Source organism: Sphaerisporangium viridialbum, from assembly GCF_049674955.1.
In the GTDB taxonomy this organism is placed as follows: Bacteria; Actinomycetota; Actinomycetes; order Streptosporangiales; family Streptosporangiaceae; genus Sphaerisporangium; species Sphaerisporangium viridialbum.
The window spans coordinates 380,157-393,357 of record NZ_CP187232.1 but is presented as its reverse complement, the minus strand read 5'-3'; the positions used below and the strand labels follow the sequence as shown (position 1 = coordinate 393,357).

General features: G+C 71.8%; 11 protein-coding genes. 7 read left to right on the top strand and 4 right to left on the bottom strand.

The features are described from left to right. Positions 1-36 precede the first annotated feature (36 nt). The gene (locus ACOZ38_RS01775) at positions 37-651 is read left to right on the top strand and encodes a TetR/AcrR family transcriptional regulator (protein WP_424528301.1); all 615 of its coding nucleotides are present in this window, start codon (positions 37-39) and stop codon (positions 649-651) included. 12 nt (positions 652-663) lie between these two features. On the opposite strand, the gene ACOZ38_RS01770 is transcribed toward ACOZ38_RS01775, so the two are convergent. Further along, positions 664-1,881, bottom strand: coding sequence for an FAD-dependent monooxygenase (locus ACOZ38_RS01770; protein ID WP_424528299.1), 1,218 nt, complete (start codon positions 1,879-1,881; stop codon positions 664-666). A 90-nt stretch (positions 1,882-1,971) separates the two neighbouring features. Between ACOZ38_RS01770 and ACOZ38_RS01765 the strand changes: the two genes are divergently transcribed. Further along, on the top strand, positions 1,972-2,700 hold the full coding sequence (locus ACOZ38_RS01765; RefSeq protein WP_424528297.1) for a TetR family transcriptional regulator: 729 nt from the start codon (positions 1,972-1,974) through the stop codon (positions 2,698-2,700). A 33-nt stretch (positions 2,701-2,733) separates the two neighbouring features. Here the strand turns inward: ACOZ38_RS01765 and ACOZ38_RS01760 are convergent, their stop codons facing one another. Continuing rightward, a complete protein-coding gene (locus ACOZ38_RS01760; RefSeq protein ID WP_424528295.1) occupies positions 2,734-4,044 on the bottom strand; it encodes a carotenoid oxygenase family protein in 1,311 nt (436 codons plus the stop codon). Between the two features lie 42 nt (positions 4,045-4,086). Continuing rightward, the gene (locus ACOZ38_RS01755; protein ID WP_424528293.1) at positions 4,087-4,644 is read right to left on the bottom strand and encodes a hypothetical protein; all 558 of its coding nucleotides are present in this window, start codon (positions 4,642-4,644) and stop codon (positions 4,087-4,089) included. 90 nt (positions 4,645-4,734) lie between these two features. On the opposite strand from ACOZ38_RS01755, the gene ACOZ38_RS01750 reads away from it, so the two are divergent. From ACOZ38_RS01750 to ACOZ38_RS01730, 5 genes are all read left to right on the top strand, one after another. Next, a complete protein-coding gene (locus ACOZ38_RS01750; RefSeq protein WP_424528291.1) occupies positions 4,735-5,271 on the top strand; it encodes a PadR family transcriptional regulator in 537 nt (178 codons plus the stop codon). 98 nt (positions 5,272-5,369) lie between these two features. Next, a complete protein-coding gene (locus ACOZ38_RS01745; protein ID WP_424528289.1) occupies positions 5,370-6,569 on the top strand; it encodes a thiolase family protein in 1,200 nt (399 codons plus the stop codon). Further along, entirely contained in the window at positions 6,566-8,659 is a 2,094-nt protein-coding gene (locus tag ACOZ38_RS01740; protein WP_424528287.1) for a 3-hydroxyacyl-CoA dehydrogenase NAD-binding domain-containing protein, read from the top strand. The genes ACOZ38_RS01745 and ACOZ38_RS01740 overlap by 4 nt, the downstream gene beginning before the upstream one ends. Before the next feature lie 25 nt (positions 8,660-8,684). Then, positions 8,685-9,560, top strand: a complete 876-nt coding sequence (locus ACOZ38_RS01735; protein ID WP_424528285.1) for a putative RNA methyltransferase — start codon at positions 8,685-8,687, stop codon at positions 9,558-9,560. Between the two features lie 117 nt (positions 9,561-9,677). Then, entirely contained in the window at positions 9,678-11,471 is a 1,794-nt protein-coding gene (locus ACOZ38_RS01730; protein ID WP_424528283.1) for a prolyl oligopeptidase family serine peptidase, read from the top strand. A 52-nt stretch (positions 11,472-11,523) separates the two neighbouring features. Here ACOZ38_RS01730 and ACOZ38_RS01725 read toward each other — a convergent pair whose 3' ends face one another. Continuing rightward, entirely contained in the window at positions 11,524-12,999 is a 1,476-nt protein-coding gene (locus ACOZ38_RS01725) for a PP2C family protein-serine/threonine phosphatase (RefSeq protein WP_424528281.1), read from the bottom strand. Between the last annotated feature and the right edge of the window lie 202 nt (positions 13,000-13,201).

Sequence of the window (13,201 nt, the reverse complement as noted above, 5' to 3'; positions counted from 1 at the left end):
CAAAGCCTGGGACCGGTGAAAGGACCGAACTCTCCGATGCCCCGTCAGCGCACCGCCGCCGGCGCTCGCACACGGCACCGCATCCTTGCGGCCGCCGAGCAGCTCATGCGCACCCTGGGCCTGGCCCGCGTGACCACAAAGGAGATCGCCCGTGCGGCCGGGTGCTCGGAGGCGGCCCTCTACCGGCACTTCTCCGGCAAGGAGGAGCTCTTCATCGCCGTCCTGCAGGAGCGGCTGCCCGCGCTCGGCTCCCTGATCGCGGAGCTGTCGGCGGATCCGGGCGACCGTACGGCCGAGCAGTGCCTCGCCGACATCGCCCACAACGCCACGCTGTTCTACGAGGCGAGCATGCCGATCGGCTCCTCGCTCTTCGCCGAGCCCGCGCTGCTCCAGCGCCACCGCGAGGGGCTGCGCAAGCTGGGCGCCGGCCCGCACAAGCCGCTGGACGCGCTCGCCGGCTTCCTGCGCGCCCTTCGCGCCGACGGCCGCATCCGCGCGGACGCCGACCCCGAGTCGGCCGCCGCACTGCTTCTCGGGGCCTGTTACCAGCGGGCCTTCCTGCGGCACTTCATGGGCGAGGAGGGCTCGCCGAAGAGCATCGGCGACTTCGCCGCAGGCCTCGCCCGCACCGTCCTCACCGGCATCGCCTGAGATCTCCGGACATCACCCCGCCCGGCCGGCCAGCGCGGTGTCTCCGTAGTCCTTCAGAGCGGAGGCGCGGCGGGGAAGGCGCCGCAGCAGCCCGCCCGCGGCGGCCGGCACGACCCAGAGGTGGCTCAGCTGGTTGCGCGCCCAGATGGCGGGGCCGCTGCCGGGGACGAGCTGGGCGGCTCCCCTGCCGGCCTTCCGCCGGCCCTCGTCCACCGCCGCCCGGTGCTCGTCCTCGTACCGGGCGAACGCGCGGCGGTGATCGCCCCCTGCGGCGTAGAGCTCACCCGCGAGCACGTACGCCCCGGCCATCGCCAGGGTGGTGCCGTGGCCGGACAGCAGCGCGGGGCAGTGCACGGCGTCGCCCGCCAGCGAGACCCGGCCGCGCGACCACGGGGCCATGCGGATCTGACTGACCGAGTCGAAGTAGAAGTCGGGAGCGGCGCTCACCTGGGCGAGAAGCTCGGGCACCCGCCAGGCGCGGTCGCCGAAGGCCTCGGCCAGCAGCCGCTTCTGCGCCGAGATGTCGCGGTGGTCGTGACCCCCGACGTTCGGAGCGCGGAACACGAAGATCGCGGTGGCCCGGTCGAGGTAGCTGCAGACCCCCGCCATCTTGCCTGGCGCGTTGTACAGCACGACCTGGTCACCGGTGCCGTAGTCCCTGCTCACGTCGGCGGCGGCGACGTAGTAGCCGAGGTGGTGGACGAACCGGGACTCCTCGCCGAAGGCCAGCCTCCTGACGATCGAGTGCAGGCCGTCGGCGCCGATCACGAGGTCGAACCGCCGGGTCTCGCCGCGCTCGAACGCGACCGTCACGCCGTCGTCGTCCTGCTCCATCGTCGTGATCGAGTCGTCGAAGACGTACTCGACGTCGTCCCTGGTGGCGTCGTGCAGGATCTTCACCAGGTCGCCGCGCGGGAGTTCGAGGTCGTCGGTGGGGATGGCCCGGCGCAGGGCCCGGGCGTCGACGTGGCCCGCTCGCCTGCCTGCCGCGTCGACGAACGTGAGCTCCGACATCTCGACGCCCGCCTCCCGCAGTGCCGGCAGGACACCCATGCGCCGGGCGACCTCGACGGCCCGGCCCCGGACGTCGATGGGGTACCCGCCTTCGCGGGGCTCCGGGGCGCGCTCGACCACGACGGGCCGGAACCCGTAACGGGCCAGCCAGTACGCCAGCGTCGGCCCGGCGACGCTCGCCCCGGAGATCAGGACGTCGCGGTTCTTCGTCATCATGGCCTCTCCCCACCTCAGACACTGACCGCCGGTCAGTGGTGTCACTGTAGGACGCTGACCGGCGGTCAGGCAAGGGCTATGCTGTGGCCCGTGAGTGAGAAGCCTGTCCCCGGCACCCGGGCGAGGATCCTGGAGACGGCCATCTCCCTGTTCCGCAGGCAGGGCTACCAGCGCACCTCGGTTCGCGAGATCGCCGAGCAGCTGGGCCTGACCAAGACCGCGGTCCTGTACCACTTCTCCACCAAGGCCGACATCCTCACCGCACTGGCCAGGCCGCTCCTGGACGATCTCGACGCGAGCCTGGCCGAGATCGCCGACCCCGGCCGTCCGGAGACGCGGTGGAAGGTCATCGAGGGGGTGCTCGACGTCTACCTGGCCCACCGGCACACCCTGCAGATGGTGCTCGTGGATCTGTCGCTGCTCACACGGGAGCCCATCTTCCACCGCTTCGTCGAGACCATGACCAGGGCGAACCACCTGGTGGCCGGGCCGCGTCCCGATCTGGCCGGCAGGGTGCGCGCCGCGCAGGCCATCGCGATGCTGAGCGATCCGGTCATCCTGTTGGCCGACGCCCCCACCGGGCCGCTCCGGCGCGAGGTGCTGGCCGGTGTACGCCGCCTGTTCGCCGGCTCTCCGACCGAGGCAGAACCCGAGACGGCGCCGCGCCGGCGAGCGGGGAGCGGCAGGCCCAGCGCGATGAGCCCCGAAATGATCGGCACCGCGCGCCGGATGCACGCGAGCGGCTCGCACACCATGGCCGAGATCGCGGCCACCCTCGGCGTCTCCCGCGCGACGCTCTACCGGCACCTCTCGCCATGACACCGAGATATTGAGACGTTTTCTGAGACGAGGTTACGAGACACCGGGGTCGGCGAGCCACGTTCCGTGGAAGCCCGCGGGGACGCGGCGCGGCAGCCGTACGGAGGCGACGAAGTCGAGCCCGGCGGCGTCCAGGACGAGCAGCTCCGAGCCCTCCGTGTCGTTGACGATCGACATCAGCCACCCCCCGTCCTCCGCCCGCGCGCCGGAGGACGGCACGAACACCGCCTCCCCCGGCCGCGCGCCGAGGTCCCGCACGCGCGACGTGCCGGTCTCGGTGTCGTACTTCACCACCGCGTCCTCGGTGACCGTGTAGAGGAACCTGCTCGACCGGCCGAGCCGCTCCTCGTCGAACGTGGGGAACTCCACGGCGCGGTCGTCGAGCTGCTCCTCCTTCACCGCGCCGCTCGCGGGGTCGAGCACCCACCGGTGGAGCACGGCGCCGCCCGTCTCGGCGGCGGGGACGGCGCTGCCGCCGATGCGGGGCCAGACGCGGGCGAAGGCGCCGGACGAGTAGCGCACCGCGTCGAGCACCACCCGGCCCGAGGCGTCCTCACGGGCGTTGCCGACGTGGAAGACGTAACAGGGGTCGACGTCGAACCAGGTCACCCGCCCCGCGCGGTCCATCACGCCGAGCCGGGCGCCGTAGGAGTCGTCCCACTGGAACGGCAGGCCGCCTCCCATGAGCTCCTTGTCGAAGACGACGGGCAGGTCCAGCCACACGACGTGGTTCTCGGTGATCGCGAAGTCGTGCACCATCGTCGGGCCGGGGACGTCGACGACGCGGCTCTCCACCAGCTCCCCCGCGGCGGACAGGCGGTGGTAGGTCAGATAGGGCGCGAAGACGCCGTAGCCGAAGAAGTGCAGCTCTCCGGTCGCCGGGTCGCGCTTCGGGTGCGCCGTCATCGCGGTGGTGAGCCTGCCGCCGAAGTCGCAGGGCCCCACGGTCTCCAGCTCGGGCGTCAGCTCGTACGGCAGGCCGCTCTCGACCAGCGCGAGGATCTTGCCGGCGTGGCGCATGACGCTGGTGTTGGCGGTGACGGCCGTCCGGTCGGGGCCGTCGGCGCCGACGTAGGGCGCGCCGTCGGTCAACTTGCGGGTGCGCACCCACCGGTTGCGGTACCACTCGGCGCGGCCGTCGCGCAGTCGGACCCCGTGGATCATGCCGTCGCCGGCGAACCAGTGACCGGGATCCTGGCCGGGGAGCGGGTTCGGCCCGTTGCGGAAGTAGCGCCCGGTGAGCTCGGCGGGAAGACTGCCGGTGACCGGCAGGTCGACGGCGCCGATCTCGTCGGGGACGGGGGCGAGGTGGCCCGACAGGTAGGAAGGTGTGGCGATGGACATGACGCTCTCCAGACGTATAGGTGGTTTCCACGAAGAAGCAGCTCAAGCGGCGTAGCGAGCGGCGACGGCCTTGGGGTAGCGGACGGTGAACAGCGCGGGCGCCACGAAGGTGACGATCTTGATCGTGACCACGGCGGCGGTCGCGTGCGGCGCGTTGTGGAGCAGGAAGGCCAGCGAGACGGCCGCGACGACGAAGGCCACGCCCCACGCCGAGGTGATGACCGCGTTGACCCGGTAGAACAGCGGCGTCTCCTGCACCTCCCGGGTGGTCATGCTCCGGGCGATGCCGAGGGTGAACGGCCTGCGGATGGCCAGGGATCCCCAGGCGGTCAGCGCCAGCCAGGCGTTCACCAGGGCCGGGCCGTACGGCATCAGCGGGGACTCGGGGGCGACCAGGGAGATCGCCGTGACGACCGTGAAGAACACCGCCGCACTGGACTCGATCACCATCTGGTCCCACTGCCTGCCCGACCTGCGGTCGGCGGCGATGACCACCAGTGCGATCACGAGCCCGGCGACCGCGCCGTAGCGCCATTCGTCGCCGGTGGCGATGACGGCGTACACGATCCACGGGAGGAAACCGAGGAGGCTGCGGATCATTGTCAGGACCTTTTCGACGTTCCAATGTAGACATGTCGAAAGTAGAAGGTCCGCTGATGACCTGTCAACTGTGGAATGTAGGATCGCCTCATGAGCCTTCGACACGCACTGCTCGGCATGCTCGCCCAGGGCCCGGCCAGCGGCTACGACCTGCTGAAGATCTTCGAGATCTCCCTGGCCAACGTGTGGCCGGCCACGCAGAGCCAGGTCTACGCCGAGCTTTCCCGCCTCGCCGACGCCGGGCTCGTCAAGGTCGCGGCGCAGGGCCCGCGCGGCCGCAAGGAGTACGCCATCGACGAGACGGGCCTGGCCGAGCTGCGCCACTGGCTGACGGAGGTCGAGCCCAGTCATGCCTGGCGCAGCGACATGCTGCTGCGTGTCTTCTTCCTCGGCCAGGTCGACCAGGAGCAGGCACGCGCCTACCTGCGGCGACGGGCCGAGTTCGGGGCCGAGCAACACGAGAGGCTAGCCGCTTTGACGGGGGTGGTGTCCGGCGGGGACGACGATCTGTCGGTCTACGGCCGGCTCGCCCTTGAGTGGGGGCTCAGGTTCAGCGCCCTGCAGCGCGAGTGGGCCGAGTGGGCCGAAGGCCAGCTCCAGCAAGACCAGGGGAAACCACCGGAGTAGGCATCGCGGGCCCCTTCGCGACCAGGGGCGCGGCCATGGCATCATGTTACTCACGAGTAGCCCAAAGCCGGAAGCTACCCGGCAGCGAGGAGCCAACCGTGCCTTCGTCCCGTGACGTCGTGTTCGTCGACGGCGTACGCACACCTTTCGGCAAGTCGGGCCCCAAGGGCCTGTACGCCGAGACGCGCGCCGACGACCTGGTCGTCCGCGTCATCCGTGAACTGATGCGGCGCAACCCGACCCTGCCGCCCGAGCGTGTCGACGAGGTGGCCATCGCCGCCACCACCCAGATCGGCGACCAGGGCCTGACCATCGGCCGCTCGGCCGCGGTGCTGGCCGGGCTCCCGAAGTCCGTGCCCGGCTACGCCATCGACCGCATGTGCGCGGGCGCGATGACGGCGGTCACCAGCGTGGCGGGCGGCATCGCCTTCGGCGCCTACGACGTCGCCATCGCGGGCGGGGTCGAGCACATGGGCCGCCACCCCATGGGCGAGGGCGTCGACCCCAACCCGCGCTTCCTGTCCGAGAAGCTGGTCGACGGCTCCGCGCTGATCATGGGCATGACCGCGGAGAACCTCCACGACCGCTACCCGGCGATCAGCAAGGCGCGTGCCGACGCCTACGCCGTCGCCTCCCAGGAGAAGGTCGCCAAGGCCTACGCGAACAACAGGATCCAGCCCGACCTGGTGCCGATGGCCACCCGCAAGGCCGCAGAGGGCTGGGGCCTCGCCACCGAGGACGAGCCGCCGCGGCCCGGCACCACCATCGAGGGCCTCGCCTCGCTCAAGACGCCCTTCCGCCCGCACGGCCACGTCACCGCCGGGAACTCCGCGGGCCTCAACGACGGCGCCACCGGCAGCATCATCGCCGCCGCCGACACCGCCGCCGAGCTCGGCCTGACGCCCAAGATGAGGCTGGTCTCCTACGGCTTCGCCGGCGTCGACCCCGAGGTCATGGGGGTCGGCCCCATCCCCTCCACCGAGCGGGCGCTGCGCCTGGCCGGGCTGTCCGTCGGCGACATCGGCCTGTTCGAGATCAACGAGGCCTTCGCCGTGCAGGTGCTGGCCTTCCTCGAACACTTCGGCATCGCCGACGACGACCCGAGGGTCAACCCGTACGGCGGCGCGATCGCGTTCGGCCACCCGCTCGCCTCCTCGGGCGTACGGCTGATGACTCAGCTCGCCCGCGAGTTCGGCGAGCGCCCCGACGTGCGCTACGGCATCACCACGATGTGCGTCGGCATGGGCATGGGCGGCACGGTTGTCTGGGAGAACCTCGCCTGGGAGGGCGCCAAGTGAGCGACATCACCAAGATCTTCGCCGACGAGGTCGTGACCGGCGCGCTCGTACGCGACGTCCGGCTGCCCGGCGGCGCGGGCACGATGGCCCTGATCACGCTGGACAACGGCTTCGACCACACCAAGCCGAACACCTTCGGCCCGCGCGGCCTCGCCGAGCTGGACAAGGCCCTGGACGCCATCTGCGACCGCACCGATCTCGCGGCGGTCGGCGTCACCGGCAAGCCCTTCATCTTCGCCGTCGGCGCCGACCTCAAGGGCGCGTCGCTCGTACGCGACCGCGAGCAGGCAGAGGGCCTCGGCCGGCTGGGGCACGAGGTGTTCCGGCGGCTCGGAGAGCTGGAGATCCCGTCGTTCGCTTTCGTGAACGGCGCGGCGATGGGCGGCGGCCTGGAAGTGGCGCTGCACTGCACCTACCGCACGATCTCGTCGGGCGTCCCCGCGGTCGCGCTCCCCGAGTGCTTCCTCGGCCTGGTGCCCGGCTGGGGCGGCACGCAGCTGCTCCCCCGGCTGATCGGCCCGGCGAACGCGCTGAAGCTGATCATCGAGAACCCTCTGTCCCAGAACCGCATGCTCAAGGGCACCGAGGCGTTCAAGCTCGGTGTGGCGGACGCGGTGTTCGAGCCCGCCGACTTCCTTGAGGAGTCCCTGCGCTGGGCCTCCCGCGTGCTCACCGGTGAGACCTCCGTCGCCCGCCCGCCGTTCACCCAGGACGCCGAGTCCTGGAAGGCGGCCGTCGCGGGCGCGCGCACTCTGGTCGACCTGAAGCTGCGCGGCGCCTCCCCCGCCCCCTACCGGGCGCTGGAGCTGGTGGAGCTCGCCCGTACGGCCCACCGTGACGAGGGCTTCGAGGCCGAGACCCAGGCGCTGGCCGACCTGCTGATGGGAGACGAGCTGCGCGCCGGGCTGTACTCCTTCGACCTGGTGCAGCGACGAGCCAAGCGGCCGGCCGGGGCTCCGGACCGGGCACTGGCCCGCAAGGTCACCAAGGTCGGCGTGGTCGGCGCGGGCCTGATGGCCTCACAGCTCGCCCTGCTGTTCGCCCGCCGCCTGGAGGTGCCGGTGGTGCTCACCGACCTCGACCAGGCGCGCCTCGACAAGGGCGTCGGGTACGTGCACGCCGAGGTCGGCAAGCTGCTCGGCAAGGGCCGGATCAGCGCCGACCAGGCCAACCGGCTCAAGGGCCTCGTGACCGGATCGCTGACCAAGGACGCGTTCGCCGACGCCGACTTCGTCATCGAGGCCGTCTTCGAGGACCTCAAGGTCAAGAGGCAGGTCTTCGCCGAGGTCGAGGCCGTCGTCGGTTCCGAGTGCGTGCTGGCCACCAACACCTCCTCCCTCTCGGTCACCGCGATGGCGGCCGAGCTGCGCCACCCCGAGCGCGTGGTGGGCTTCCACTTCTTCAACCCGGTCGCGGTGCTACCCCTGCTGGAGATCGTCAGGGGCGAGCGCACCGACGACGCGACGCTGGCCACGGCGTTCGCGGTGGGCAAGACGCTCAGGAAGTCCAGCGTGCTGGTGAAGGACGCCCCGGCGTTCGTGGTGAACCGGCTGCTCACCCGCTTCATGGGCGAGGTCATCGGGGCGGTCGACGAGGGCACCCCGATCGCGACGGCCGACCACGCGCTGGACGGCCTGGGGCTGCCGATGACGCCGTTCACGCTGCTCCAGCTCGTCGGCCCGGCCGTGGCCCTCCACGTCGCCGAGACCCTGCACGAGGCCTTCCCCGGCCGGTACGGCGTGTCCGCGAACCTGGCGGCGCTCGTGAAGGCCGGCAAGCCCGGGGTCTACGCGCCGGACTTCTCGATCGACCCCGAGGCGCGGCAGATCTTCGAGGGGTCGGGGGCCGAGGGGCCGAGCGCCGAGCAGGTGCGCGACCGCGCGCTGGCCGCGATGGCCGAGGAGGTGCGGCTGATGCTCGACGAGGGCGTGGTCGCCGCCGCCGAGGACATCGACCTGTGCATGATCCTCGGCGCCGGCTGGCCGTTCCACACGGGCGGGATCACCCCGTATCTCGACCGCACGGGGGTCTCCGCCGAGGTCAACGGCCGTCCGTTCCTGGCACCGGGGGTCGCCTCCGTCCCGGCCTGAACGCGCGGTTCGGGATGATGGGGGCATGCTGGTCGACGCCATCGAGTACCTCGTCTGCCCCGTCTGCCGCGGCGATCTCGCCATCGAGGGCGCGGCGGTGCGGTGCGCGCGAGGTCATTCCTTCGACGTCGCCAGGCAGGGCTACGTGAGCCTGCTGACGGGGTCGGGCGTCCCCGGCACCGCCGACACCCCCGCCATGGTGGCCGCACGGGCCGAGTTCCTCGGCGCGGGGCACTTCGCGTCCCTGGCCGGCCGGCTCAGTGAGCTGGCCGGCCGCCGGGGCACCGCCGGCGGTACGGACCGGGACGACGACGGGCGTACGGCCGGACGGCGCAGGGTCGTGCTGGACGCCGGGGCCGGCACGGGCGACTACCTCGCCGGGACGCTGGGGCCCGGCGACGTGGGGATCGCGCTGGACATCTCCAAGCACGCGCTCAGGCGGGCGGCCCGCGCCCACCCCCGCATCGGCGCCGTCGTCGCGGACGTGTGGCGGCCGTTGCCGGTCAGGGACGGCTGCGCCGACGTCCTGCTCGACGTCTTCGCCCCGAGGAACGGGCCCGAGTTCGCCCGGGTGCTGCGGCCCGGCGGCGTCCTCATCGTGGTGACGCCGACGCCGCGCCACCTCGCGCCCCTGGTCGAAAGGCTCGGCCTGCTCTCGGTGGACGAGTCCAAGAGCCGGCGGGTCGAGGAGGCCCTGGGGGCGCATTTCACCGAGACCGCGCACGTGACCGAGGAATCAGACATGCTGCTCGGCCCCAAGGCCATAGAGACCGTGGTAGGCATGGGTCCGAGCGCTTGGCACACCGACCCTGTGGCGCTCAGGGAAGAGATCTCACGCCTTCCGGACCCGATGACCGTGAAAATGTCGTGCCGGATCTCCCTCTTCCGTAAGATCGCCTAGGCGAACTGGAATTACGAATTTCCCCGACTTTGTAGGCCATCTTCCGTTTCCAAGCGACATACTTAACGGCAACCCGCCGATCCCGGGTCCGGGAGAGCGTGAGGGAGGGGCACGCCCATGAAGGCCGAGGAACGCTGGCAGGCCAGGTTCCGCGCGGCACGTATGACCCTGCCCGTCTGGGCACGGCTGGCGCCGGCCCGAGCCGTCTACCGCTGCAACATCTCCGGCATCTGGGAGATCCACGCCTGGGACCGGTCGAACGGCGCCACGCGTCAGGTGACCAGCCGTCCGAGGGGCACGTCCCACGCCGCCATCGACCCGACCGGCCAGTGGATCTACTGGTTCTCCGACACCTACGGCGACGAGTTCGGCATCTGGATGCGCCAGCCGTTCAACGGCGGGCCCGAGACGCCCGCCCATCCCGACCTCGCACCCGGGCACCCGACCGGCCTCGCGCTGTCGGCCACCGGCACCGCCGCCGTCGGCAGGAGCAGCCGCCACGGCTTCCAGGTGCTACACGCGCGGCTCGGCGGCGACGAGAAGCCCACCGTGATCTACGAGTCCCGCGAGTTCGTCCAGGTCGCCGGCATGTCGCTCGACGGCACGCTGATCGCGGTGAGCCACAGCGAGCACGGCGACTCGCGCCACCCCGCGCTTCGCGTGATCAAGTCCAACGGCCAGATCGTCGGCGACCTGCACGACGGGCCGGGCAAGGGCTTCACCGGGGTGCGGTTCGCCCCCACCATGACCGACCGGCGCATCCTCGCCCTGCACGAGCGGCGGGGCCGCCGCGAGCCCCTGGTCTGGGATCCGGTGACAGGCGAGCAGCGCGAGATCTGGCTGCGGGTGCCCGGCGAGATCACCGCCGACTGGTACCACGACGGGCGCGCCCTGCTCATCGGCCACAACAACCGCGCCAGGACCGAGCTGTTCCGGTACGACCTGGGCGGCGGCGGGCTCACGCCGATCAAGACCCTGCACGGCGTCATCCACGACGCGATGCCCCGGCCGGACGGCACGGTGGAGTACTCCTGGTCGAGCGCCGCGCATCCTCCGGTGGTCAGGTCCAGCGACGGGCACGTGGTCATGAACCAGTCGGGGCCCTCCGCGCCGCCTTCGGTGCCGCTGGAGGACGTCTTCGTCGAGGGGCCGGGCGGGCGCATCCACGCCCTGGTCTCGCGGCCGGAGAGCGGCCCCGCGCCGTACCCCACGGTGTTCCTGCTGCACGGTGGCCCGGCCGCGCAGGACGACGACTCGTTCCTCCCGAACGTCGCCGCCTGGGTCGACTCCGGCTTCGCCGTCGTCCGCGTGAACTACCGGGGCTCCACAGGCTACGGCTCGGCCTGGCGGGACGCCCTCCGGGGCGACGTGGGCCACATCGAGCTGGCCGACGTGGCGGCGGTGCGCGACTGGGCCGTCAACCAGGGTGTGGCCGACCCCGAACGGCTGGTGCTCGCGGGCGCCTCCTGGGGCGGCTACCTCACGCTCCTCGGCATCGGCACCCAGCCTAAGACCTGGGTCGCGGGCATCGCGGCCGTGCCGATCGCCGACCACGCGGCGGCCTACGGCGACGAGACCGAGGGGCTGCGCGCCTACCACCGCGCCCTGTTCGGCGGCTCCCCGCAGGAGGTGCCCGACCTGTACGCGGCGTCGTCCCCGATCTCCTACCTCGACTCGCTCCAGGCGCCGCTGCTGGTGCTGGCCGGCGAGAACGACCCGCGCTCGCCGATCAGTCAGATCGAGAAGTACCTGGAGAAGCTCACCGAGCGGCGGCACGAGTTCGAGGTCTACCGCTACAACGCGGGCCACGGCACGCTGGTGGTCGAGGAACGCATCCGGCAGATGTCGGCACAGCTGGACTTCGCCCGCAAGCACGTCGGGCTCGCCCAGCCCGCCTCCAGCCGCCCCTGAGCCCCCGTACCGGCCCTACCGGCCGGTACGGGGGCTCTGACCTGGGAACCGCCTAGTCGGCCCGGAGGACCAGGATGGCCAGGTCGTCGGCGCTCGGCTCGATCGCGAAGTCCTGCACCGCGCGGCGGATGCGCTCGGCCACCGCGCGCGCGGACAGCTCGGCGCACTCGGCGAGGAGCTTGGACAGGCCGCCGTCGTCGTCCAGCAGCCGCTCGCCCGACCGGCGCTCGGTGACCCCGTCGGTCACGCCCAGCAGGACGTCTCCCGGCGCCAGGTGGACGCGGTCGGCGACGAACTCGGCCTCGGGGAAGACCCCGAGCAAGGACTGGGAGGTCACCACGGCCTCCACCACGCCGCTCGGCCTCAGCCGCAGGGCCTCGGGATGCCCGGCGGAGATCAGCGAGAGGTCGAGGCCGTCGTCGGTGCGGGTGATCTCGCCGTGGAGCAGGGTCAGGAACCTCGCCCGCTCGCCCTCCTCCAGGATCGCCTGGTTCAGCCGCGAGACGACCGACGCCACGTCGTACCCCTCGCGGGCGAGCAGGCGGAGCGTGTGGCGGGCGAGGCCGGTGACCGCCGCGGCCTGCGGGCCGGTGCCGCAGACGTCGCCGATCGCGAACCGCCAGGAGCTCTCACCGGTGGTGAACAGGTCGTAGAAGTCGCCGCCGACCTCGTTGGTCTCGCCCGCCGGCTCGTACACCACGGAGTAGTCGAGGCCGGGGGTCTCGGCGGGGGTGCCGGGCGGCAGGAGGCTGCGCTGCAGGGCGCGGTTGGCGTCGGCCTGCTGGGCGTAGAGCCGGGCGTTGTCCATCGCCAGCGCCGCCCGCCGCCCGAGGTCCTCCGCGAGCTGGGCGACGTCGTCGGGGAAGCGGCCGGAGCGCCCGAGGCACATCATGCCGAGGCTGCGCCCGCGGGCCACCAGGGGGAAGGCCAGCGACTGCCAGTCGCCGAGCTGGACCGGCACCGGGGTGAGGTTCTCCACCGAGGGGATCACGACCTTGTCGAGCTGCTCGCGCAGCAGGTCGATCTGGGACTCGTCGGCGTGCCAGAGATAGGAGAGGCCGAGCGGCCCGAGACCGGAGTCGGCCGTGTAGACGGCGCACCAGGTGGCGAGGCGCGGCACCACGATCTGGGCGATCAGCGCGGGGACCATGTCGGGGTCGAGGGTGCCGGCGAGCAGATCGCTCGCGTCGGCGAGGAAGCCGAGCCAGCCGGGCCCCTGCGAGGACCCCTGCGAGGACCCTTGCCCGGTCCAGTCGTCCACCACGTGGCCGCCGTCGCCGCCGGGCAGGTGAAGGCGGGCCCAGCGGGTGCGGAGGGCCCCCGCGAAGCTCACGCCCCAGACGGTGACAGGAGCGGACGACGGGGCCGTGGCGACCTCGTCGTCGCCCTTCTGGCGAACCTCGATCTGAAGGGAATCCCCCTGGTGCACCCATACGATCTCAAAAGGGACATCGCCGACCTCGGAGACCAGCTCTCCGGTCAGCCGCTCGGCCTCCGCGCCGATGGGAACGGCCGCCCACGCGGTCATCACCTCACGCGTGAACCGCAACGCGGCGGGTAGGGCCGTTCTGCCAGGCGTGAACGAAGCGGCCAGCACACCCCGAGAAGAACTTGTCATTGCACCGTGCTTACCACAGTCGGCTCCCACATGCGGTCAATCGACTGGGCGACCGCATAGCGTCCTTCATGCCAGACTGGCACTACTCCGAGTCCCGCCCGAACAGCGTGAA